The 23,465-nt window shown below is 66.9% G+C and carries 21 protein-coding genes; 7 read left to right on the forward strand and 14 right to left on the reverse strand.

Annotation, left to right across the window (positions count from 1 at the left end; all coding sequences use genetic code 11):
* Positions 1–74: 74 nt before the first annotated feature.
* The 3 genes from ACSC1S_RS09235 to ACSC1S_RS09245 all read right to left on the reverse strand — a co-directional run bounded on the left by ACSC1S_RS09235 (position 75) and on the right by ACSC1S_RS09245 (position 2,306).
* The gene (locus ACSC1S_RS09235; RefSeq protein ID WP_435364052.1) at positions 75–317 is read right to left on the reverse strand and encodes a hypothetical protein; all 243 of its coding nucleotides are present in this window, start codon (positions 315–317) and stop codon (positions 75–77) included.
* The gene (locus tag ACSC1S_RS09240) at positions 314–1,927 is read right to left on the reverse strand and encodes a sugar-transfer associated ATP-grasp domain-containing protein (RefSeq protein ID WP_435364053.1); all 1,614 of its coding nucleotides are present in this window, start codon (positions 1,925–1,927) and stop codon (positions 314–316) included. Before ACSC1S_RS09240 ends, ACSC1S_RS09235 begins: the two co-directional genes overlap by 4 nt.
* 244 nt (positions 1,928–2,171) lie before the next feature.
* A complete protein-coding gene (locus tag ACSC1S_RS09245; RefSeq protein WP_435364054.1) occupies positions 2,172–2,306 on the reverse strand; it encodes a DUF7128 family protein in 135 nt (44 codons plus the stop codon).
* 117 nt (positions 2,307–2,423) lie between these two features.
* Here ACSC1S_RS09245 and ACSC1S_RS09250 point away from each other — a divergent pair, with 117 nt between their 5' ends.
* Entirely contained in the window at positions 2,424–4,607 is a 2,184-nt protein-coding gene (locus tag ACSC1S_RS09250; RefSeq protein ID WP_435364055.1) for an AAA family ATPase, read from the forward strand.
* A 53-nt stretch (positions 4,608–4,660) separates the two neighbouring features.
* Positions 4,661–5,557, forward strand: coding sequence for a winged helix-turn-helix domain-containing protein (locus ACSC1S_RS09255; RefSeq protein ID WP_435364056.1), 897 nt, complete (start codon positions 4,661–4,663; stop codon positions 5,555–5,557).
* Positions 5,558–5,569: 12 nt separating this feature from the next.
* On the opposite strand, the gene ACSC1S_RS09260 is transcribed toward ACSC1S_RS09255, so the two are convergent.
* The 4 genes from ACSC1S_RS09260 to ACSC1S_RS09275 form a co-directional block, all read right to left on the reverse strand.
* The gene (locus tag ACSC1S_RS09260; RefSeq protein WP_435364057.1) at positions 5,570–6,535 is read right to left on the reverse strand and encodes a metal-dependent hydrolase; all 966 of its coding nucleotides are present in this window, start codon (positions 6,533–6,535) and stop codon (positions 5,570–5,572) included.
* A 66-nt stretch (positions 6,536–6,601) separates the two neighbouring features.
* Positions 6,602–7,747: a hypothetical protein gene (locus tag ACSC1S_RS09265; RefSeq protein WP_435364058.1), complete on the reverse strand. Its 1,146-nt coding sequence runs from the start codon at positions 7,745–7,747 to the stop codon at positions 6,602–6,604.
* A gap of 36 nt (positions 7,748–7,783) precedes the next feature.
* Positions 7,784–8,389, reverse strand: coding sequence for a protein sorting system archaetidylserine decarboxylase (locus ACSC1S_RS09270; RefSeq protein ID WP_435364059.1), 606 nt, complete (start codon positions 8,387–8,389; stop codon positions 7,784–7,786).
* Between the two features lie 337 nt (positions 8,390–8,726).
* Positions 8,727–11,543 (reverse strand): DEAD/DEAH box helicase, encoded by a 2,817-nt coding sequence (locus ACSC1S_RS09275; protein WP_435364060.1) that lies wholly within the window; start codon positions 11,541–11,543, stop codon positions 8,727–8,729.
* A gap of 127 nt (positions 11,544–11,670) precedes the next feature.
* Between ACSC1S_RS09275 and ACSC1S_RS09280 the strand changes: the two genes are divergently transcribed.
* Positions 11,671–13,284 (forward strand): hypothetical protein, encoded by a 1,614-nt coding sequence (locus ACSC1S_RS09280; protein ID WP_435364061.1) that lies wholly within the window; start codon positions 11,671–11,673, stop codon positions 13,282–13,284.
* On the opposite strand, the gene ACSC1S_RS09285 is transcribed toward ACSC1S_RS09280, so the two are convergent.
* Genes ACSC1S_RS09285 through ACSC1S_RS09295 form a run of 3 tightly spaced genes read right to left on the reverse strand, consistent with a single transcriptional unit; the run spans position 13,272 to position 17,034 of the window.
* Entirely contained in the window at positions 13,272–14,015 is a 744-nt protein-coding gene (locus ACSC1S_RS09285; RefSeq protein WP_435364062.1) for a metallophosphoesterase, read from the reverse strand. The genes ACSC1S_RS09280 and ACSC1S_RS09285 overlap by 13 nt on opposite strands.
* Positions 14,015–15,763, reverse strand: a complete 1,749-nt coding sequence (locus ACSC1S_RS09290; protein WP_435364063.1) for an RPA family protein — start codon at positions 15,761–15,763, stop codon at positions 14,015–14,017. Before ACSC1S_RS09290 ends, ACSC1S_RS09285 begins: the two co-directional genes overlap by 1 nt.
* Positions 15,760–17,034: a Single-stranded DNA binding protein gene (locus ACSC1S_RS09295; RefSeq protein WP_435364064.1), complete on the reverse strand. Its 1,275-nt coding sequence runs from the start codon at positions 17,032–17,034 to the stop codon at positions 15,760–15,762. Before ACSC1S_RS09295 ends, ACSC1S_RS09290 begins: the two co-directional genes overlap by 4 nt.
* A gap of 415 nt (positions 17,035–17,449) precedes the next feature.
* On the opposite strand from ACSC1S_RS09295, the gene ACSC1S_RS09300 reads away from it, so the two are divergent.
* Positions 17,450–18,112 carry a 2,5-diamino-6-(ribosylamino)-4(3H)-pyrimidinone 5'-phosphate reductase gene (locus ACSC1S_RS09300; protein ID WP_435364065.1) on the forward strand — a complete coding sequence of 221 codons (663 nt, stop codon included), beginning with the start codon at positions 17,450–17,452 and terminating at the stop codon, positions 18,110–18,112.
* A gap of 99 nt (positions 18,113–18,211) precedes the next feature.
* Entirely contained in the window at positions 18,212–18,418 is a 207-nt protein-coding gene (locus ACSC1S_RS09305) for a hypothetical protein (RefSeq protein WP_435364066.1), read from the forward strand.
* Between the two features lie 17 nt (positions 18,419–18,435).
* Here ACSC1S_RS09305 and ACSC1S_RS09310 read toward each other — a convergent pair whose 3' ends face one another.
* From ACSC1S_RS09310 to ACSC1S_RS09325, 4 genes are all read right to left on the reverse strand, one after another.
* Positions 18,436–19,332 carry a nucleotidyltransferase domain-containing protein gene (locus ACSC1S_RS09310; protein WP_435364067.1) on the reverse strand — a complete coding sequence of 299 codons (897 nt, stop codon included), beginning with the start codon at positions 19,330–19,332 and terminating at the stop codon, positions 18,436–18,438.
* Positions 19,333–19,394: 62 nt separating this feature from the next.
* On the reverse strand, positions 19,395–19,682 hold the full coding sequence (locus ACSC1S_RS09315) for a DUF7545 family protein (protein ID WP_261651538.1): 288 nt from the start codon (positions 19,680–19,682) through the stop codon (positions 19,395–19,397).
* A gap of 74 nt (positions 19,683–19,756) precedes the next feature.
* Entirely contained in the window at positions 19,757–21,196 is a 1,440-nt protein-coding gene (locus ACSC1S_RS09320) for a sensor histidine kinase (protein ID WP_435364068.1), read from the reverse strand.
* A 110-nt stretch (positions 21,197–21,306) separates the two neighbouring features.
* Complete coding sequence (locus tag ACSC1S_RS09325) at positions 21,307–22,629, reverse strand: FAD-dependent oxidoreductase (protein WP_435364069.1); 1,323 nt, start codon at positions 22,627–22,629, stop codon at positions 21,307–21,309.
* Between the two features lie 150 nt (positions 22,630–22,779).
* Between ACSC1S_RS09325 and ACSC1S_RS09330 the strand changes: the two genes are divergently transcribed.
* Both ACSC1S_RS09330 and ACSC1S_RS09335 read left to right on the forward strand, forming a co-directional pair.
* Positions 22,780–23,064 carry a DUF357 domain-containing protein gene (locus ACSC1S_RS09330; RefSeq protein WP_435318597.1) on the forward strand — a complete coding sequence of 95 codons (285 nt, stop codon included), beginning with the start codon at positions 22,780–22,782 and terminating at the stop codon, positions 23,062–23,064.
* Between the two features lie 98 nt (positions 23,065–23,162).
* The gene (locus ACSC1S_RS09335) at positions 23,163–23,438 is read left to right on the forward strand and encodes an ArsR/SmtB family transcription factor (protein WP_261651543.1); all 276 of its coding nucleotides are present in this window, start codon (positions 23,163–23,165) and stop codon (positions 23,436–23,438) included.
* The last annotated feature ends 27 nt before the right edge of the window (positions 23,439–23,465 follow it).

The raw sequence follows: 23,465 nt of genomic DNA on the forward strand, positions 1-23,465 counted from the left end.
TGGGGTACTCCCGGACAGACTCCCGTCTCGACGGGGTGTGAAAAGCACAGTGAGAGTGTGGCGGTGTTGTTCGGTTACAGTCGGTCTTCCTCGCCACCGACCACACCGTAATACTGCGCGACACGGTACGTCGCCAGTCCCGTAAACAGGACCGGTACTGCAACGAAAAAGAGCAAGATAGCGTCCGTCCGAGTGAAGGGTCCAGGGAAGCCATTCCGCGCGAAGTGCGGGTACAGTGCCAGCACGAGGGGAACGAACAGGAGCACCACCGTCACCACTGCTTCGATCATGCGGCCCTGCCAGCGAGTGACTCTCATTGCTGCACCTCCATCGGGGGCTGGGCAAGCGGTGGTGCCGAGACCGCCCCCGACTCCCACCCGTTCTTCGACCAGGTAATCGCATTCCGTACCCGCTCACTTGCACTGGTGAACTGGGATATCTCGCCCTGTGCCTCGACGAACCGGAGGCGGCCGACCAGTCCAGCCATGTTCGCGTTCTGGATACCGAGACCAGGCCGACGGTTCACTTCCAGAACCATCGGGCCGTTGGCGGCATCGAAGACGATGTCCACGCCGGTGTACCCGAAGCCAGATGCGATCGCTGCCCGCGAAGCGGTCGTGAGGACGCGTTCCCACTCGGGGATCGAAAACGAGAGTGATGCCCCCGTATCCGGATGCTCGGTGACGAACGTATCCCGCGTCTGCTGGTACCCGCCGGAGGCCTCACCGGATGCGATGTGAACGGCGACAGCAACTGCGCCGGTGTGGATATTCGCTGTTCCCTTCGACTCTTCGGTCGGAAGTCGAACCATCGCCATTACCGGATAGCCGTGGAGTGTGATTACTCGCAGATCGGGGACCCCACTGTTCACACGGTCACCTAACAGCCCTTCAGGCGTGACGAGCGCTTCGACGAGCGCCTTACTTTTTGCGCCATAGTCCGCCGTGCCTCCGTTACAGATGGCCCGTGCATGCGAAACGATCTCGTCCGCCGTCAACGAGCCACGGTTCGTGACGAATCGGCCGTCGGTTTCGTTCCGTCCTCGAACGACCAGCACGTTCTTCCCACCGCTCCCGTCGATCGGTTTGATGACGAAGTGAGATTGTTCTTCGAGCAGGTCCCGCAGGTCCGCTACCGTCGACGGCCCATCCACGATGAGGAACGTCTCCGGTGTCGGAATGTCGAGCCCATGGAGGAATTGCTTCATGCGTGCCTTGTCGTAGGAGTCCATGAGCGCACCGGGATTGTACCGGCTGATAAAATCTCGATTCCGGACGCGCATCGTGAGGACGTCTCCACGCTTTTCAGCGAGGGTGTCTCTGAGGACGCGAAACCGGACGTACTCGCCTACTCGAATATCCGTCCCGGCACCAAGGAAGACGTTCACTGCGACCAGTCCGGCCCACGCTTCTGGCGTTCGAACAACGGCCTGAACGAGCGGATCGTATCCCGCGACGAGAAACGCGACGACGATCGCCAGCAAGGTGAACGAGAGCCGTCGGGTTGCCGGTGCCCACCCGGTCTCAGCGACGCTCCCGATAAACCGTTCGGCATACCAGGTGCTGAGGATGATTGGGAACAGAAGCACGGTGTGAAACGGCGGGATGCTCTGTAGCTGCCCGACCGTCTGCAGGACGAACACTGCAACGCTCGCGATAACCAGTAGTGAGGCGACGCGATGTGGCGTGCCGATATCTAATCCGCTCAACGCCGAACGAGCGGTCGCAGTGACGATAAATACGTATGCGAGAAGGAGGAACCCCCACCCTGCCCCCACCTCTAACCAGGCGAACGCGAGTATGACTGGCCCGAATACGCCGAACGTAGAGACTCCGGCTTCGTTTCGTAAGATGGCGATCACAGTCCCCGCGAGCATCAATTGAAACGCGAATGTGAGCGATTCAGCAATCGGAACGACTGCTTCCATATTGGTTCGAAGATACAGAGCAACACCGAATAGTCCGGCAATTAACAGTACTGAAGGGCCGTACCGACCCCTATCTGTAAAATTCTCCCGATTAATCATACGTAACTGCGTGTAGTAAAGCGGAAATACTCTTTGGTAGACTGATGAGATAGCCGTACCTTTGTCTCGCCACGTCCGGCTGCTCGGAGTTACCCCGAGTACGTGAGCCGTGACCGTGACGGCGAGACGACTCCGATTCCGCCCGCTACTGCAGGTACGCCGGTTCCTCCCCCGTGCAGGCCGATTCGTGCGCTTTCGCGTCGGTCCGGTCGTCGAACATGAGGCCGCAGTCCTCGCACTCGTACCACGTCTCCCCGTCGCGCTCTCGTTTCGCGACCATGTGCGAGTGATACCCGCCCAGTCCCTTTGAATCTCACCCGGAGTTTCGAGGCAGCCCCGACCGTCGACCCAGCGCCAGAGGGCAATTCTCAAGTCAGCTCGATGAAAATAATCGGGTATGAGTTCCCAGGCAGGGACCGACCTGGTCATGACGGTTCGAGCCGCCGAGAAGCGCGACGCCGGTCGCGGCGTCGCACGCATCCCCGAATCGGCCCGCAAGGCTCTCGGGGTGCTGAGCGGCGACACCGTCGTCATCGAGGGGTCGCGTCGGAGCGTCGCGAAGGTCTGGCCTGCCGGCCCGGACGTTCCGGATGGCGTGGTCCAGATCGACGCCGATACACGGGCGAACGCCGGCGCGAAGGTCGGCGAGAGCGTCACCGTCTCCGCCCGCGAGGTCGAAGACGCCGAGGTCATCCACCTCGCCCCACCGGAGACGCTCAAGCGCGTCCCGACTGGTATCATCCAGCGCGCCATCACCAGAGACCTCGACGGCCGCCCCGTCAGCGTCAACGAGCGCATCAGGCTCGAACGCATCTCCTCCACCCCGTTCCGTATCGTCTCGACCACCCCTGACTCCCCCGTCCGCATCACGAGCGACACCGAGATCGTCGTCGAGGGCGAGTCCTACGACCCAGCGACCCGGGCCCCAGCAGGCACCGACGGCCAGCAGACGGGGAGCTCCGGTTCCGGCTCAGGGCCGCAGTCGCCCCCGCCGGAGAAACCGAGCGGCGTCAGCTACGAGGACATCGGCGGCCTCGACAACGAACTGGAGCTCGTCCGGGAGATGGTCGAACTCCCGCTCTCCGAACCCGAGCTGTTCCAGAAGCTCAACATCGACCCGCCCCGCGGGGTTCTCCTCTACGGCCCGCCGGGCACCGGGAAGACGCTCATCGCGAAAGCGGTCGCGAACGAGGTCAACGCCTCGTTCATCAACATCTCCGGCCCGGAGGTGATGTCGAAGTACAAGGGCGAATCCGAGGAGAAGATACGCGAGACGTTCGAGCGCGCCCGCAAGGAATCCCCCGCCATCGTCTTCTTCGACGAGATAGACTCCATCGCGGGCAAGCGCGACGACGAGAGCGACGTGGAGAACCGCGTCGTCGCCCAGCTGCTCTCGCTGATGGACGGCCTCGAATCCCGCGGCGACGTGGTCGTCATCGGCGCGACCAACCGCGTGGACTCGCTGGACCCGGCACTCCGCCGTGGCGGGCGGTTCGACCGCGAGATCGAGATCGGCGTCCCCGACGAGGGAGGCCGCCGGGAGATCCTCGACGTCCACACCCGCGGGATGCCACTCGCGGACGACGTGAACCTCGACAAGATCGCCAGCCGAACCCACGGGTTCGTCGGGGCCGACCTCGACAGCGTGGTGAGCGAGGCGGCGATGGTCGCCATCCGTAACCGCCCCGCCGAGGACGAAGAACGCGCGGCGTGGAACCAGAACCCGTCGGTCTCCAGAAGCGACTTCGAGGCGGCACTCGCGTCGGTCGAACCCTCCGCGATGCGGGAGTACATCGCCGAGCAGCCCAACGTCGACTTCTCCGACGTGGGTGGCCTCGACGACGCGAAGCAGACGCTTCGCGAGGCTATCGAGTGGCCGCTGAGCTACGGGCCGCTGTTCGAGGCGGCGAACACCAGCCCGCCCTCCGGCGTCCTCCTCTACGGGCCGCCCGGTACCGGGAAGACGCTGCTCGCGCGGGCTCTCGCCGGGGAATCTGGCGTGAACTTCATCCGGGTCGACGGCCCCGAACTGCTCGACCGCTACGTCGGGGAGTCCGAGAAAGCCGTCAGAAAGGTGTTCGAGCGCGCCCGCCAGTCCGCCCCCTCCATCATCTTCCTCGACGAACTCGACGCCATCGCGGGCGAGCGCGACGAGGACAGCAACGAGGTGACCGAGCGCGTCGTCTCCCAGCTCCTGACCGAACTCGACGGGCTCGCGGAGAACCCGAACCTCGTCGTCCTGGCGGCGACGAACCGCCGCGAGTTCATCGACCGCGCCCTGCTCCGTCCCGGCCGTCTCGACACCCACATCGAGGTGCCCGAACCGGACGAGGCGGGTCGCCGGAAGATACTCGAGGTCAAGACCGAGGGCAAGCCCCTCGGGGAGGACGTGGACCTCGACGAACTCGCCAGCGAGACGGCGGGCTACACCGGCGCCGACGTGGAGGCGCTCGTCAGAGACGCCTCGATGCGTGCCATCCGCGAACTCGCCGACGGGCTCTCGCCCGAAGAAGCGAACGCGAAGACGGACGAACTCATCATCGAGGCACGCCACTTCGAGGCCGCGAAGAAGCGACTGTAGGTCGTCTGACAGCACCCGAAATCCCTTGGGTTCTGCCGGTGAACACCTCGCGCATGAGCGACGTCGTCGTCGACCAACTGCCCCCTGACGAAGCGTTTGCACTGGTCTCCCACGAGACGCGATTTCGCATCCTCGAAGCCCTCAACGAGGCCGACGAACCCCTCCCCTTCGCCCGGCTCCGCGAGCGCGTCGGGACGCGCGACACCGGCCAGTTCAACTACCACCTCGGCAAGCTGACCGACCGGTTCGTCCGGAAGGTCGAAGACGGCGATGGGCGCTACCAGTTGACGCCAGCCGGGACACGGGTCGTCGGCGGGGTGCTCTCCGGTGGCCTGACGAAGACCATGGACGCGGAGCCGGTCCCGGTCGACGGCGAGTGCCTGTTCTGTGGCGAGCCGATGCAACTCGCCTTCGAGGTCGACCGCATCCGTATCGACTGCCCCGACTGTGGTGAGCAGTTCACCAACATCGAGGTCCCGGCAGGCGTGATGGACGGGCGGTCGCGCGGGGAGGCACCGGCGGTCGTCGACCGCTGGCTCAAACGCCACATCCACATCAGCGAGTTCGGCTTCTGTGCGACCTGTGACGGGCCGCTCTCGCGGCAGGTCCTCGCCAGGACGGACCCCGACGCACCCGAGTGGCTGGTCGACAGTGACGACTGGGCGGTCGCGGTCCGCAACGAGTGCGGACGCTGTGGGAAACGGACGCACAGTGACCTCGGCGCGGGGCTGCTTGCCCATCCAGCCATCGTCTCCTTCCTCCACGACCACGATATCGACGTCCGGGAGCGGCCCCTGTGGGACTACGACTGGCTGGCGGTGAAAACGGCGAGCATCGAGCAGGAGGACCCGCTCCGGGTCGAACTCTCGTTCACACTGGACGACGAGCGACTCGTGCTCCTGCTGGACCGGGAGCTGACTGTGGTCGAGGAGCGACGCGAACCGGTCTGAGCTACCCGCCGATTACGGCGTCAGCGCGACGTACGCGAGAAGGTAACCCGTGATGGCGAACGTCACCGTCGCGAGACTCGTCCCGAGGCCCTGCAGCACCGTCTCGCGGTCGTAGCCCCGCGCGACGACGAGCGACGGCATCGCGCCGACCGCGACCCCGAGCCCGATGGTCCCCAGCGCGAAGTGGTAGGCGATGTCGAGCGTCGGCGGCTGGATGACGAGTGCCGCCATCGCGAAGCTGGCCCCGAGGACCGCGCGAGCAGTGACGTAGCTCCGGAGCCGACGCTCAGTGAGCTGCATGGCCGTCCAGATGGCCGCCCACGCGAGCCCGACCTCCAGTGCGAACAGTGTGACGAGGTTGACCGTCGGGTCCGGCGAGAGGGCGAGTTTCTCCGTGGGGCCGACCGCGGCGAGCGGGTAGAGGAACGCCGGCGGACTGCCCATGAACACGTCGCCGAAGGGGTGCGAGAGCAGGCCGATGGCGGCCGCCGCGGCGACCAGTCGGGTCGGGAGCCCACGCCGGACGGCCGCGAAGGTGAGCCCGGCCGCGGCGAGTACGTACAGCGAGAGCGTCATCAGCCCGATGAGTTCGTGCGAGGAGAGGACGATGGCGAACAGCGCCGCGAGCGTCGCGCCGAGGCCGCCGAAGGCCACTCCCGGATGCCAGTCGTCACGGAGCGCGGCCGCCAGGGAGGCGACGACGCCCACGCCGAGGACGCCGACGACGAGCGAGTGGGTCAGCTTGCGATGCACGGCCCACGAGCCGGCTTCAGCCCAGACGAACTCGGTCGTCGGGAAGACGTTCTGGGGGCCGGCCTTGAGCACGACGTAGACGGTGTAGGCGAGGTCCACGTCCGGGACCATCCCGAAGGCACCCGCGACGAACGCCAGCGCCAGGGCTCGTGACCGACTCGTGTCGAGTCGCATCCCGAGTGCGCCGCCGAGCGCGAATGCGAGCAGCCCGTGCCCGATGTACACGGCCAACTATCGGGAGGGCCCCACCAAAAAGCCGATGGATTTCCGGAAAATCGCGCTGATAGGTTCTCAGACCCGGGCGTAGGCGTTCCAGTAGATGTCGCTCGCCCGGTGCCGGTCGTCGTAGGCCCGCAGGCCACGCCCGAGCACGCCGGTGGCCAGCAGGTCGTCGTACAGCGTCGAGTGCGTGTAGTCGACGAACGTCACCGGAACCACCAGCTCGCCGTCCTCCCGGATGACGCTCCCGACCGCGGTGTAGGCGTGCTTGTGGCGCTCGTCGGTGACGACCCCGGCGAACACGGGCGCGGTCTGCTCGTGGGCGGGGACCGCGTGCAGGGCCTCGATGGACCGGTGGACGAACTCGTAGCAGAACAGGCCGGTGTTGCGGCCCGAGAGCAGGGCGTCGTAGGTGGTCGGCGACTCGAAGTGGTCGCGGAGGTCCCCGTGGCCCATGAGGACGTTGTCCTCCAGCGAGCCGGCTGCGTACCGCGGGAGATCGTAGCCGGAGTACTCGCGGAAGCCACCGACGAGTCCCTCGATGACGGCCTTCGGGTCGGACGGGTCGGCATCGGTGAAGGCGCGAATCGTCTCGGTCCCGATGGGGCGGTACCGGTCGCCACGGAGCCGCATCACACTGAAGGGGCGCGAATCCGCCTCCTGCACCCGCTCGAAGAACGCCTCGTACTGGTGGAACTCGAACCGCAGGCCGTCGACCTCGGTCGCGTTCACGTCGCCGAGCGCCGCTGCCAGCGGCGGGTCGTCCCGGACGAGTTCCGTCGTGACTCCGGGGAGCCCGTACTCGTCATCGACCTCGGCGGCGTCGGTGGGTGACCCCGCGAGCGAGATGACGGGTTCCGGGTCTGCACTGGCGTCAGCGCCACCGACGTGCACCTGGCCGCGGTCGACGGCGAGGATGTGGTCGGCGACCGTGGTCTCGAACGGAGTCGGCCCGAGGCGCTCACCCGCGAGACGGGCGGTGTCCTGCGTCAGCAGGTTGGTGCCCATGAGGATGCCGTACCCCAGGAAGATGTTGTCGACGGCCTTGCCCGCGCCGAGGGCTCCGAGGCCGCCCACCCCAGCCAGCAGACGGCGGCGGGAGAGAGCCGGAGACGGGTCGGTATCGTCGTCCGCGGCCGCGTCGCCCGCCGACTCCGTGCGGTCGTCACTGGCGTCGCTGGGCGTCGGCAACCGTCGGCGGACCGCCTCCCAGTTCACAGAAAACGCTTCACGGCCGCGAGGGTAAACCTTGTGTCACCGGTCGACGAGCACGGTCTCGCCGGCCCGGACGGTGTCGCCTTTCGCGACCTGCAGGTCGTCAGCTTCCACCTCGGGCGGGAACAGCACGTCCGCCCGGCTTCCGAACGCGATGTGCCCGAGGCGTTCCCCGCGCTCCAGGTGCTCCCCACCGTCGACCCAGGGGTGGATGCGGCGGGCGAACGCCCCCGCGATGAGGGTGACCTCGGTCGGGCCGTCGTCGGTGTCCAGACGGATGTGGACCTTCTCGTTCCGGTCCGAATCCTTCGAGAACGCCGGACGGTGCAGCCCCGGTGAGTGTTCGACCGACTCGACGGTGCCGGCGACGGGTGCCCGGTTCACGTGCACGTCGGTGACGTTCATGAACACGCCGACCCGGAGTCGGCCGTCGTCTTCCTCGCGGACGACCGAGACGCGCCCGTCGGCCGGGGAGACCACGCCAGAGGCGGGTGGAGAACGCGGTGGGTCACGGAAGAAGTGTAACGTCGCCGCCCCGAGCAGCACGCAGATGAGGCCAGCGATGGGCGTTCCCACGACGCTGGCGACGGGGGCGAGCGCGAACGGCACGGCAGCGAACCGACGGCCCTGTGGAACGAAGCGCATTGGTGTCGTTTCAGTAGCCGATGGCGATGGCTTTGTGCGTTTCGGGGCGCGATTCCTCTAATTGGTAAGAGTCTCCACCGGGGCGACACATACAGATTAGAGCGTACGGTTATCTCATGGAACGGTGATACTACTGGTATGCAGTACTCCCCCAACTGCCCCTACTGTGGCACGATGAACACCCAATCGACTCCCCTCTCGGGGCCAGCATCGGATTTCTACTGTCCGACCTGTGACCGGGCGTTCTGAGTCTGCATACTCCCCCGCCCCGTCGACTCGAACTCCCCAACTCCCCATTCGACGGGGCATCGACCTCGATTTTACGTGACCGACTGCGCTACCAGAAGCTCTGCGTCCGGGCGTACTGCCGCTCCTGTGAGAGAATATCCCGGTAGAAGTCCAGCTCGTCCTCACGGAGCTTGTTGATGATTCGGGCCGCGTTGTGCGGGCCGACGCCCCGGGCCGCGAGCGCGATGACGGCCTGTTTCCCGTGACTCTGGACGAGACTCGCCGCCTGGTAGGCGCGCTGGGTCTGTTTCTCCTGTTCCTCGTCCTTCTCGGTCGCACGGACCGCCGTCACGACCTCGTCGGCCCACGGGTTCAGGGCCGCTATCTGGGTCGAGCCGCATTTGGGGCATTCGGGCTGGTCGCGGACCCGGCTGACCTTCTTCTTCCGTTCGTACTCCTGGCAGTGGAGGCAGAACAGGATGACGCGGTCGTTCTGGATGCGCTCCTTGACCGTCTCGATGACGCTTGCGTCGGCGTTCTCGGGCGCGAGCAACTCCTTGCCAGCGGAGTGACCATCGGTCCCGATTGGGCTCAGGTCGCCGTGCAGGGCCACCTCGATGTCGCCGTCCTGGATCGCCCGAAGGACCGAACTGGTGGCATCGACCGCTAAATCCTCGTGGAACACCTCTCTGACTGCTTCGTCGTATATCGGCGTGTCCTGCAGGGCCGCCAGGAGTCGGTCGCCGGAGATGCCCGAGCCCTCCCAGCGTTTGAGCGCGCCGAACTTCGCGGCGACCTGTGACAGCCGGAACTTGAGCGAGTCCGAGTTCTTCAGGCTGAGCTCGATGAGCGGTTCGACGTGGTCGGGGTCGGTCGTTTTCAGAACCTCCTCGACCTCGCCGAGGGAGACGCCCGAGGGAACCTCCAGCTCTATCCGATAGGGGTCCGAATCCAGCCCGACAGTCGAGCCGGTTCGCTGGCCCAACAGCGCAGAGAGCAGGCGTCCCAGCGTCGCGTTCACCGTGTGGCCGAACGGCGCGTTCACGACGAAGGTGTTCGCGCGACCCTCCACGACGATGCGGTCCGCCGACGGCATCGGAGCCTCGGCCTCGACCTGGCGCTCGAACTGTTCCAGCGCAGAACTCGCTGTCCTCTCGTCGGTCGGATATCGGGAACAGAACTCCCGTGCGACCGCGGTCCGGGGCGCACCGCGCTGGAACTGCGGTTCCGCCACGGCCCGCATCTCGCCGACCTCCCTGGCCACGGATTCCGGCACTGGAATCTCCTGGCCGATCCACGTCGGGACTTCGCCCGCGGGGTCCTCGATGGGCGACACCTTCACCTTCGATTTCTCGTCGTCGACCTCGACGATGCGCCACATCTCGCCGCGCTGGATGAACACCTCGCCCGGGTCGGCGAAGGTGGTGACGAAGCGCTCGTCCAGCGTCCCGACCTGCTGGCCGGCGGCCATGTCGTACACCTCGTACGTCTCCTCGTCGGGTATCATCGAGAGGTTCGCGTAGACGTACTGCCAGGTGCCGCCGGTCTTCTCGATGGTGTCTTCGGCCTCGTCGAGCCAGACCACACGATTCCCGTGGAGTTCCCGGACCACGTTCCGGAAGTCCTCCTCGGACAGGTTTCTAAACGGGTAGGCGCGGGTGACGAGGTCGTACGCCTTCCGGCCAGATATCTCGCCGAAGTCCATCGCCAGCCCGGGAATCTGGTTCGCGACCACGTCCAGGCTCCCCTCGTGGATGCCGGCCGGTTCGACCTCGCCTTCCCTGGCCTGCCGGGTGATGGCCATCGCCTCGAAGGTATCGTCGGCGCGAGTCGTGACGATGGTCCCGGCCGAGACCTCGTCCCGGCGGTGACCCGCTCTCCCGACGCGCTGGAGCAGTCGTGCGACCTGCCGCGGGCTCTGGTACTGGACGACGTGGTCGATACGACCCACGTCGATACCGAGTTCCATCGAGGAGGTACACAGCAGGGCGTCGATGTCGCCCGCCTTGAACGCGTCCTCGACCTCGATGCGGGCCGCCTTCGACAGGGACCCGTGGTGGACGCCGATGGGCAGGTCGAGTTCCTTGAACCGGGAACCCAGTGCCTCGGCGGTCTGGCGGGTGTTCACGAAGATGAGGGTGGACTCGTTCGCCGCGACGATGTCCCGGATGGTGCGGACGTGACTCGCGACGGAGGCGTCCGTCATCAACTCGCTGGCGAGGGTCCCGTCCTCGTCGGTCACCTCGGGGTTCAGCACACGCAGGTCGAGGTTGCTCCCGACGTCGACCTGCCGGATGGCACAGTCCTCCCCGCCCGTGAGGAACGCGCCGACCTCTTGGGGGTCACCCACCGTCGCGGAGAGCCCGATGCGCTGGAAGTCCCCCGCGAGTTCGCGCAGGCGCTCCATCGCGATGGTCAACTGCGCGCCGCGCTTCGAGGCGGCGAGTTCGTGCACCTCGTCGATAACGATGTGCTCGACGTCCTCCAGCGCCACCCGGAGTTTCGAGCCCGTCAGCATCGCCTGTACCGTCTCGGGCGTCGTCACCAGCACGTCCGGCGGGTCGTTCGCCTGCTTGCTGCGCTGGTAGTCGGTGGTGTCGCCATGACGCACGTCGATATCGAGCCCTAACTCCTCGCCCCACCAGTCCAGCCGCTCGCGCATGTCGCGATTCAGCGCCCGCAGCGGGGTCACGTACAGCGCGCCGATGCCGAAGCGCTCCTCGCGGACGAGCGCGTCGAACACGGGCAACATCGCCGTCTCGGTCTTGCCCGTCCCGGTGGGTGCGACCACGAGGGTGTGTCTGCCCTCGGCGATGGCCGGGATTGCCCGCGCCTGCGTCTCGGTCGGGGTCTTGAATCCCCGCTCGGAGAGCGCCCCCCGGACCGCGTCACCGAGGACCGTGAACGCGGCTGCGTCCGCTGTCATCGGCAGCACTAGTCAGGCGAGGGGGTTAATCCTCTCGGACGACGGCCGGTACCTTTATTTCATACCTTCCAGTTAGCGAGTTGAGCAAAGCGACTATCTCCTCGTGTCTCGCTCTCTCAAATACGAAATGAGTGTATCCGGTGGATGGTATGGGGGATACACCATCGACGCCGCCAGGGACGGCGTAACGGTGCGAAAGGGGCTCGATCTGGAAACGTTACCGCTGCCGGCCATCAAGTTCGTCTTCGAGTCGGCGCGTGAGGCACCCGTGGGCGTCCGGTTGACCGAACAACTCCCGGAAGGCGTGTCCTTCGACCACGTCGCCGTCCACACCGACCACGACGGCGTGAACTGGACCGCCTTCGAGGACGGACGGCTGGTCTACACCGGGTCGGTCCCACCCGGCGAGACCATGGTCACGCTCTACATGGTGTGGCTGCAGCGACCCGAACACGTGTACCGGTTCCTCACGGAACCGTACCTCCGGGTCACGTCGGACCCGAACGCACCGTCGCTGCGCCCGGTTGGCGTCGAGACCGACGTCCGCAGCGTCGACGCCGGGTTCACCCGCGCCGACCGGTTCACCAGCGTCCTCGACGACGTGGAGGCGTCGCTGGCAACACCCGTGAGCCCAGCACAGCCGAAGTCAGGGACCGACGAGTCGTCGTCCGGAATCGAGGTACAGGTCGACCACGGGACCACCGAGTGGCCCCACCCGGTCCACCGTACCGGCGCGGGCGAACTGGACCTGCCGACGACCGACGACATCGAGGACCTCGCCGACGGGTCGGGCGGGCCGGGTGACCACCTCGTCCGCGTCGAGACGACCGACACGTACCACGGCGGTGGAGCCGTCGTGGTCGTCCAGGAACTGGCGAACGCGTTCGACATCCGCGGCCGCCGGCTCGCCGGCGAGGGCAACGTCGACATCGTCGAGGCCGTGGTCAGGACCGATCATCCGACCGACCGAATCGTCTCCGCGCTCGCCGACCGACCGCAGGTCTCCGACGTGCTGGTGTCGCCACTGTTCGAGTCGGACGCACCCCAGCCGCTCCCGGCCCCTGACGGGCACGAATCGGCCGAACCGGACACCACGGCCGAGTTCGAGGCGATGCAGTCCGAGTTCGACCCCGTCGACGCCGCAGAACTCGAAGCGGAGCTCGACGCCATCTCCTTCCCCGGGCTGGGTGAGGGGGACGACCAGATGAGCATCGACGACCTGGTCGCGTCCGTCGAGTCCGACGACGAGCAAGTGACGGACGACGAGCAGAGAGACGAACCGGTGGTCCCAGAGGCCGGGGCGGTCGTCGGTCACGAGGACGACACCGCCGTGGAAGCGGCCGCCGCTGGTGAATCCGCGGGCGCGACCGACGCCGACGCGACAGTGGCGGCTGCCGCGGCAGATGGAGCCACGGCTCCGACGAACGAGGCCGATGGGATGGTCTGGGTCGACGAGAGCACGGCCGAACCCGGCGATGGCGGGTCGGTCGACGCCAGCGAGCCAGCCCAGCCCAACTCCGAACCGACCGAAGGGCCGCCTGCGTGGGGGTCCACGTTCGAACCATTCACCGAGGACCTGAACGGAGAGACTCCCCCTGGCCACCCCGACGAACCGGCCGAGGACATCGAGGTACTCCAGGAGGAGATATCGCGGCTCACCGACCGAATCGCGGAACTGGAGGCGGAACTGGAAGCAGCGCGGGCGGGCCAGACACCAGAGACCGGTCGTCAGACGCGCTGATACGCGCCCAGTCGAGTTCCATCGAGCAGGTACGCCTGCCCGTTCCGGAGGCCCGCCGGGAGGAACGGGGAGAGAAAGTCGTTCTTCGTGTTGACCCACGTGCCACCACAGAGGTCGTTGAACGCCGGGAACACGACGAGCTCTGGGTCCCGCCAGTCGGTGACGAGCGCCTCTTCTCGATTCTCGAACGGCTCCCGGGCGAGACCACCGCGAAGCCACACCCGTTCGATTCGTCGCCCACCGACCTCGTCGGTCAACCGGACGCAGGGGTGTTCGTGCCCCATGCAGACCACGTCAGCGCCGAGGACCTCGGCCGAGGGCCAGGTGTGGCCGTGGGTGAACCCCACGTCGCCGAGTCGGACGCCGCTCCCGTCGGTGACGGTCGAGTCGATCCACGACTCGATGTCGCCGTCGTGATTCCCCTTGACCACGGTCGTCGGGAGGCCGAGTTCCTCCAGCAAGACCTCTATCTCGCCCCGTTCTGCGCCGCCGGGCCCCCCGATGGAGTGCATGATGTCGCCCAGGACGACGAACCGGTCGGGGTCGGTCCGGGCCGCGAGGTCCAGTACCTGCTCGCGGCGGTCGGACGCGTGGCTCCGGACGTGAACACCGCGCTCGAAACGGAGCGCGTCTTCGATGCCGGCGTGGAGGTCCGCGAGGACGAGGAGCCGTTCCTCGCCCGTCTCGACCACGGCGGCCGGGCTGTTCGGTATCGGTTCGACCGCGGCCATCAGATCGGCTTGAGCGTGTCGTCGTCGGGCTCGTAGCACTGCCCCCCGATGAGGGCGTTCTGGATGGCGTCTTCGACGTCGGCCTCGGCGGACTGGGTGTCCGCGACGACCTGCGAGACGAGTTCGGCGCGGTCCGCACCATCGCCGTCGTCGAGCTCCTTCATGACCTCCATGACGTAGTCGTCGAGGTCGACGTCCTCGGCGGGTTCGTCGTCGTCGTCGTCGTCGTCGGCAGCATCCGGGGCAGGCTCGTCGGCATCGACGTCCGTCTCGACCGGTTCGTCGGGCGATTCAGCGGGTTCGTCCTCCCCTGCTGGGGCAGGTTCGTCCGCCTCGGCTCCAGCCTCCGCCTCCGGCTCCGGTTCCGGGGTCTCGATGTCGGATTCTCCCGGTTCCGGCACGTCGGTGCCGGAACTGAACTCCGCGCCGAACTCCTCTTCGATCTCCTCGCGTTCCTCGTCGTCCATCTGGTACATGCCCTCCGGCGTGGCACTCGCAGCCGCGGTCTCCTCGGTGGCCGGTTCCGGTTCCGGTTCCGGCTCGTCGGCCGCGTCTGCTTCGCCACCGAGATTGCCGGGCTCGAAGTCTCCGATGTCGTCGTCCGACTCGTCGAGGTCGGTGGACGGCTCGGGGTCGGGCTCGTCGCTGGTAGCCGGTTCGGGTTCGTCCGTGGCTGCCGGTTCCGGTTCGGGTTCGTCCGTGGCTTCCGGTTCCGACTCTGCGCCGGCATCACCGTCGACGGCCGTTTCGGATGCGGCCTCGGCCTCTTCACCGGTGTCGGCCACCGCCGCGGACTCGTCGGTCGCGGCGGGCTCGGGGTCGGCCTCGCTCGTTGCCGACGCGTCGGGCGTCGACTCGACTGCGGCTTCGGTCGCCGTCTCGGAGTCGGTGCTGGCCGGCTCCGACTCGTCCTCGGCGGCAGCCTCGGTCGTCTCGGCTGCTTCCGACCCGGTGTCGGATTCGGCCACCTCGGGCTGTTCCACGGTCGAGCCGGGCGAACCCGGCATCATGCCGAAGGCGGCACGCTCGGTGTCACGCAGGTCGCCCCAGGTGACGGTTCCGTCGCCGGCGTCGCCGGGCGACAGGGCGTTCCCGGAGACCTCGTCCTGGTCGCCCGAGACGACACGGGCAGCCTCGATGGCGGTCTGCCGGAGCCCATCGAGGTACGCTGGCGTGGTCTCGTAGTGCTGCATCGCGAGCGGGATGCCGTTGGCGAGCCCGGCCGGGACGCCCTCGGCTTCGAGCGCGGCCGTCAGCGCCTCGCCGTGTTCGTCCATCGCGGCAGCCTCGGCGTAGGTCGCGACGCGCTGGAGGGTCTGTTCGACGGTGCCGACGACCCAGCGGTCTCGGGTCTCTGCGTCGACCACGTTGATGCTCTCCGGCCGGATGGAGGTGTAGATGCGGTCGGAGTCGTCCGGCGAGAAGGTTCGCGCCTTGCCCGTCACGGCGACGAACTGCGGCGGCTGGGCCTGTTCGAGCGCGGCCATCTCGTCGGGCTGGTACTGCCCGGCGTAGACGACGAACGCCCCCGTCGGGTCGACGATGCGGCCCCGCAGGACCTCCTCGTTGACGGATTCGACCTCGGTCAGGACGCCCACCACGAACAGCCGGTTGACGCGGGCACCCGAGGGCGTGATGACGTAGTTCGGGGCGCGCTCCTCGTCCGATTCCTGATGCGAGAGGGTCGCGTCGTCGAACTCGCTCGCGAAGAGGCGGTAGGCCACCTCCCGGCGCTGGATGCCGCTCATGCGTCCACCTCGCTCAGCAGGGCCTTCGCACGCTCGGCCGGGTCGTCCTCCGTGCGACCGAACTCGGTCGCGTCGAGGTTCGCCCCGTAGTCGTCGACCGAGAAGTGGCCGCGGACCCGGAACTCGGGCCCGACGATGGCGTCACGGATGCTGTCCGCGACGACCTCCTTGTCCATGGCCTCGCGGGCCTGCGCTTTGGCGTCCTCGAGGGTCCCGTCGTACACCACCTCGGTGATGTCGCGGTCGAGGACCACCGTCGCGGTCCCGGTCCCGTCGTCGAGGATGGCCTTCACGCGCAGGTCGTCGTCGCCGTCGACGTTCCCGTGGGCGCGACACTGGCCGTTCTGGACGACGCGGTTGCACTCGGGGCAGCGCTCGATGAGGCCGGAGCCTTCCCTGACGGCGATGATGTTGCCAACCAGCGCGACGTCGTAGATGCCGCCGGACGCGACCGCCTCGGCGATGGACATCTCGCTGGCCGCGGAGCCGACCTCCACGTCGTGGTCGAGGCCCGTCACGGTCGAGAACTCGGAGACGTTCACCTCCGGGACGCCGCGGTACTCGCGGACGTAGGCGTTCTCGATGCGGACCGTCCCGCCGTTCTCGATGGCCGGGTCCGGCTCCCAGCACGTGAAGGGGAGGCGACCGGATTCGTCGCCGAACACGCCGCTGAGGATGTCGGTCTCGCCGTTCCGGCCGTCGATGGTCCGGCGTTCGACCTCCTCGACGGCGACCTCGACGGTGACGCCGCGGTCGCCCGATTTGAGGTCGCGGAGGCTGGCCTCCCCGCCGATGTCGTAGGGGACCTCCAGTCCCTCGTCGAGGAACGAGAGCGACGTGCTCTCGCCGAGGTTGAGTTCCGGGCGGCCGTCCCACTCGCGCACCCCGGCGTTGCCGACCTGGATGGTGTCTCCGGCCGAGAGGCCGAAGTCGGTCCAGGCGGTGTAGGAGAGCTTGCCCGTCTCGTCGGCGAGTTCGCCCTCGAAGATGACCTGCTGTTCGCCCTGCGTCTGGATGGAGCGCTTGCCCACCGTCAGGACGCGGGCCGTGACGCTCACGCTGCTATCCTCGGGTGTTACGTCCCCGATGGTCTTCTCGGATGGCGCGGAACTGCCGCCGCCCGAGTCATCGCCGTACTTCCGGCGAAGACTCTGGACGGCCTCGTCCATCGGGACACTGTACGACACCAGGTTCTCAAGGTCGGATTTGACCTCCTCTTTGTCAACACCGAGGTCGGAGGCGAGCTCCTCGGCGCGGTCGTCGAGACTCATGGCAGTTCGTTCGGCGGCATCGTTTAAAAGGATTCGTGGGCGTGCGGGCGCGACGCGAGGCTCGGAGATCACTCTGGCGCGCGCTGGTGAGGGTGCTGAATAGCGCGGTTCGAAGCAACGCGAGAACCGCGAGGCGAACGGGGAGGAACGACCCGTGAGCCAGTGAAGCCGCGAGCCGGAAGCGCGCGAGGGACGACCGGAGTGGAGCCTGCGGAACGGCGGGAGTCGGCTGGGGAGGGTGTGGCTGCGGGGCGGTCCAGTGGCGGTTTCCATTTCCATCGGCGCGAGCGAGCTGCTCGTCGTCACCAAGACGGCCGACAACTCCTGAACCAGGACCTCTCTCGACACCCCCGACACAACCAATCCGAACTCCCAGCACCGAAACCCGTTTCACATCTCCACCGAACTCCCGACTATGTACGTCCACGTCAACGCGGCGATGAGCGCCGACGGCAAGCTCGCCTCGCGTACACGCGAGCAGTTACGCATCAGCGGCCCGCAGGACTTCGAGCGCGTCGACCACGTTCGGGCGCAGAACGACGGCGTGATGGTCGGCGTCGGGACGGTGCTGGCCGACGACCCGTCGCTGACGCTGGACGACGCAGAACGCATCGCAAAGCGCGAATCCACGGGGCGCAGTCCGCACCCGGTGCGGGTCGTGGCCGACTCGAAGGCACGCACTCCGACCGACGCGAGAATCCTCGACGACACCGCGACGACGTACCTCTGCGTGAGCGAGGCCGCGCCGGACGACCGGGTCATCGAACTGGAAGACGCGGGTGCGGAAATCGTCGTCGCGGGCGAGGACCGGGTCGACCTCGGGGCGGCCCTCGACGCGCTCGAATCGCGAGGGGTCGAGCGCCTGATGGTCGAGGGGGGCGGCGAACTCATCTACTCGCTCTTCGCGGACGCGCTCGTGGACGAACTGACGGTGTACGTCGGTTCGATGGTCGTCGGTGGGCGCGAATCGCCGACACTGGCCGACGGTGACGGCTTCACGGCCGATTTTCCCGAACTGGATCTGACCGGGGTCGAGCGCGTCGACGACGGCGTGTTGCTCGAGTGGCAGGTCGCCTGACCCCGGGCCACCCCTTCTCTCTGTCAGGTCCGTCTATCAGAAACTGGCGAGGAACCGCCGAACCAGTTAAGACGACAGTGGTCCTAGGTACCGATTGTCATGGGAGACACGAAGCGCGGACGAGAACGTAAGCACCTCGGCAAGGAAACCCAGATCATCGAAGAGGACCTGGAGTACGCCAAGAAGGTGCAGACGGGCGAAGTCACGGAAGAACCGCCGCGCATCGAAGCGGAAGAGGAGGAGGAGGTCATCGACATCGACGTCGAACTCGAAACCGAAGCAGAGGTTCGAGCCGACGACGACTGACCACCGGTTGCCGACACTCACATCCCGAACGTTTCTTCGACGAACCGATTGACGCGAGCCGTGGCTATCCCACCCACGGCGTGTTCTTCCGGCGAGATCTGTTCTGGGAGGGCGACCTCCTCGGGTGTGAACACCTGCCCGACGACCGCATCGCCCTCGCCTGCCTGTTTGCGCGCCACGAGGTCGCGTACCCGGTCGAGCAGCGAGGCGTCGACCCGCCCGGACGCCTCGCACTCGTCGAGGAACGACGGGAAGTGCAGGTTCGGGAACGTGTGGGTGTCACGGACGTGCCGGGCGGAGAGGACCGCCCGGATGACGTACAGGTTCCGCGCGACCGTCTGGTCACACGCCCCCTCGGTGTAGCGGTCGTCTGTCTTGGGCAGTCTCGACGGGTTCTGGGGCTCGACCGGCTCACCGACCCACTGCGTCTCGGTCTCGTCGGTGACGACGAGCGCTGGCTCGCCGTTCTCCAGCACCCGGCGTTCGAGGTACTTGCGGTACTGGTGCTCGGCGAGCGACCGGTAGTGGTGGTACAGCCGGATCGGCTCGAAGTCGCCGGCCACGTCGGCTTCCAGACTGGCAAGCGCGTCGTGCTCGCGGTACCGCAGGGGCGAGTGCAGGAATTCGAGGACCGACGGGTTCGAATCGACGAGCAGCTCGGCGAACCGTCTGACGTTCCAGCCGGTCAGCTCGAGGTCGGGACCGTGTTCGGTTTCGATGCTCGGGACGTACTCGTCGAGCGTCGCGTATCTCACGAGAGGCTGCCGGAAGAGGACCGCCACGTCGTAGTCGCTTCGCTCGCTGTCGAGTCCCCAGGCGCGGCTCCCCACGTCGCGGGCCGCGAGGACGGTACAGTCGTGGCTCGCTTCCAGGGCGTCGAGGGCGGTCGCGAGACTGGGCGGGTCGGTCGGCATACGAAGAATCTGTGTGGACCCGGTATCTGGGTCTGTGTGAGTCGTGTTCGCAGTCCTGTCGGCTAGTGCTGGTGGCCGGTCGCCTCACCGAAGCTGACGCCGAAGCGCTCCTCGAAGAGGTCCATCGCGGACTGCTCGACGGCGTCGAGCTCCTCGCTATCCTCCTCGCCGTGGTGGGCGATGTGGTGGGCGCGGGAGGCGAACGAGAGCATCGCGATGTCGCCGACGACCTCGGCGGGGCTCTGGTCGCCCTCGGCGAGTAGCGAGAGCAGGTCCTTCGGGAGTGTGACCTCGTCGCTGTCGTCCTCGGACTCGATGCTGAACGTGACCGTCTCGATGTCGTCTGCCATACCGCAGCAGTCGTCCCTGGGACGTAAAGCCTCTGTGGGTTCCGTGCCTGCCCGACGCACGAGCGTGCCCGCCGTCAGTCGGTCTCGTCGTCGCAGGCACCGTGGAACTCGAACCGCACCCCACCCGAGTCGCTCTCGGTGACGTCGATGCGCCAGCCGTGGGCCTCGGCGATTCGTTCGACGATGGCGAGGCCGAACCCCGTCCCGTCGCCGTCTGTCGTGTACCCGCGCTCGAAGATGGTGTCTCGCCGGTCCGGCGGGATCCCGGGACCATCGTCGGCCACGAAGAAGCAGTCACCCTCGACGCCGACCGTGATTGTCACGTCCTCGCGACCGTGGTCGATGGCGTTCCGGAACAGGTTCTCGAAGACGGTCTGCAGGCGCTCGGGGTCCGCCTCCACCGTGCAGGTTGCGGTGACAGAGACGGTCGCGTCGGGGGCAGGGATCGAACTCCATGCGAGGTGAGCAACGGTCCCAAGCGACACCGGTTCGGCCGAGCCGATGTCCCGCCCCTGCCTGGAGAGCGTCAGCAATTCGTCGATGAGCCGGTCCATCCGGGTCGCGGCCGCCGTGACGTCGTCGAGGTACGACAGGTCACCGGTCTCCCGGGCGAGGTCGGCGTTCGCCATGATGACCGACAGCGGGCTCCGCAGGTCGTGGCTCACGATGCTGGTGAACTCGTCGAGGCGTTCGTTCCGCTCCCGGAGTTCCCGGCGCTGTGCCGCCTGTTCGAAGGCGGCACCGGCGTTCCGCCCGAGGATGGTGAGTAACTCGACGGTCGGGTCGCCGAACTGGCCGGCGTGGGGTATCCCCGCCAAGAGCAAGCCCTGGTCACCGAGTGGCACCAGCAAGACCACCGAGAGCGGCAGGTCCGGATGGGCCCGGTCCGGCGTCGACTCGAACTCCTCGACGAGGACGCGTTCGTTGCGCTCGAAGACGGCCATCTCGAACGTCCCGTCCTGGATCTCCGGCAGTGTCAGCGATTCGTGGCCGGTGAGGACCCGCACGGCGTCGCTCCCGGCGAGCGGTCGCAGCGGCCCGCTGTCACCCTCCTGGTGCCAGACCGCCACGAACGACTGGTCGAACACGTTCTGTGCCACGTTCACCGTCGTCTTGGCGATGACGTGGGGGTCCTCGACCGCGAACAGGTCGCGCGTCGCCTCGGACAGCGCGGCGAGCTGGTCCTCGTAGGCGAGTGGGCCCCTGCCACTGCGAACGACGAGGATGGTCTCGCCGCTCGACGCGCGCACGATGGTCAGTCGTCTGCCGGTCGGCTCGTCGATGTCCCCGTCGCTCCTGCCAGTGTCGTCTCCCGACTGCACGCGCGTCCGTCCGAACCAGCGTCCCGTCCGGCCGACCGCCTCGATTCCCTCTCGGACGACCCCGTGCTCGATGGTCGGGAGGCAGTCCGTCCAGTGCTCGTCGAGCAGCGCTACCGGGTCGTCGTAGCCGTACATCCCGCCGTAGGTCCCGTTGGCGAAGACGAACCGGCCCTCCGGGTCGAGCGCCGCCACCCCAACGGCGCATTCGTCTACCCTCGGACGCGTTCTCGCGTCAGCGACACCCATGCTATAGAGGGACAAACCACAGGAACCGGTAAAAAACAGCTAGTGGAGTATTCAGGCTAGTCGTCGGCTTCCGCCGCGGATTCGGCTCCCTTCGCGGCGGCCGCCGCCTGGCTCTCGAGGTACTCGTCCGCGTCGATTGCGGCCTTACAACCCATGCCGGCCGCGGTGACCGCCTGCTGGTAGTGGTAGTCGACGACGTCGCCAGCGCCGAAGATGCCCTCGACGTGGGTCTCGGTCTGGCCGCCACCGAAGCCGCCCTTCGTCTTCAGGTAGCCATCCTCGTCCATCTCGACGCCCGTGCCTTCGAGGTACTCCGTGTTCGGCGTGTGGCCGATGGCGTAGAACACCGCGCCGACGTCCAGGTCGTACTCCTCGGTCTCGGGGTCGTCGAGCTTGGCCGTCGGGTGGCCCTCGGGGTGTTCGACCAGCGTCACGTGGTCGACGCCCTCCTCCTGGGAGCCGTGGAGTTCGGTGGCTTCGGTGTTCCAGAGGACCTCTATCTCGCCGGCGTCGACCTTGTCCATCACACGGTCGATCCAGACGTCCTCGGCACGGAACTCGTCGCGACGGTGGGCGATGTACACCTTGTTCGCGAACTTGGTGAGGAAGGAGGCCTCCTCCATCGCGGCGTCCCCGCCACCGACGACGAGCATGTCCTCGTCGCGGAAGAACGCGCCGTCACAGGTCGCACACGTGGAGAGCCCGTAGCCCATCAGCTCGTCCTGCCCGGGGATGTCGAGCGTGCGGGCGGACGCACCGGACGCCGCGATGAACGAGTCCGCGGTGTAGACGGAGCCGTCCTTGAGCTCGACGCGGAACGGGCGCGAGGAGGCGTCGACGTCCGTGATGATGCCGTTTTTCGTGTCGGCACCGAACTTCTTGGCCTGCGCTTTCATGTTGTTGATGAGCTCCGGCCCGGAGATGCCCTCGGGGAAGCCCGGGTAGTTCTCCACGTCCGTCGTCAGGGTGAGCTGGCCACCGGGCTCGTCGCCCTCGATAACGAGCGGCTCGTTGTTCGAGCGAGCCGCGTAGATGGCCGCCGTCAGGCCGGCGATGCCGGTTCCCGCGATGATCATCTTGCGGTGTTCGGCCACGTCGCCGCCGTCGGGACGGGCCAGACCGAGCTTCTCGTCGAGTTCGCCGGTCTCGTTGAGGGCGCTGGTGTCGTCCCAGCCACCGATGAGTTCGTCGTCGATGAACACCTCGGGGGCGGTTTTTCGCCCGTCTGCGCGCTCGACCATCTCCTCGAACAGCTCGTCGTCACCGGTCACGTTGTACGTGACGTACTCGACGCCTTTCTCGTCGAAGAGGTCCTTCGCCTTGTCGCAGTACGGGCAGTTCTCCTTCGTGTATATCTCCACGTGCGGCGAGTCTGTCATGCCTGTTCCTACCGCCTGTACGGCTTTTATAGTTGCGTTGTTCTGCATGGATTGCGCCAACCTGTCTTGTGTTAGCATGGCAAGACTGGGCCGGCTTTCCGGCCATCCCGAGACGACACACTCAGGCCCCTCGCGCCCGCACGACCCGCCATGGCCGCGGACCTGCACGAGAAGACGAACCGGTACCACGACCTCCTCGAAGAGGCCCTCGACGTGGCAGAGGTCGCGCCGCAGACGGACACGCCGATGGGCCAGGCCGCCCTGGAGTGCCTGGAGATGGCGCAGTCCTACCTCGACGACGGCGAGCACTTCCGCGAGCACGACGACTGGGTGAACGCGCTGGCGGCGTTCTCCTACGGGCACGCGTGGCTGGACGCCGGCGCGAGAATCGGGCTGTTCGACGTGCCGCGAGAGGGCCACCTGTTCACCGTGTGAACCGGTCGCGAGAATCCGCAGTTTCGGCACCGCTCTCCGCGAATCTCGCCGCCCGTTGGCGATGGTATTACGTAAGGGGGGTGAGTGGGAGGTAGACGATGGAGGCGGTCCTGTGGTACGTGTTGACCGGGACGCGCGGTGGTGAGAACCGTGTCCGAATCCTGCGTGCCCTCGACGAACGACCACGGAACGCCAACCAGCTCGCCGAGGACCTGGACCTCGACTACAAGACGGTTCGACATCACCTCGACGTGCTCAGCGACAACGACATCGTGAAAGACAGCGGTGACGACTACGGGGCCATCTACCTGCCGACCGACCAGGCCCGCCACCACTGGGACACCGTCGAGGACATCATGGCAAAGGTGGAGTGAGTATGGCCGAAATTGGGAAAGAGTATA

This window comes from Haloarchaeobius pelagicus, assembly GCF_051207375.1.
In the GTDB taxonomy this organism is placed as follows: domain Archaea; phylum Halobacteriota; class Halobacteria; order Halobacteriales; family Natrialbaceae; genus Haloarchaeobius.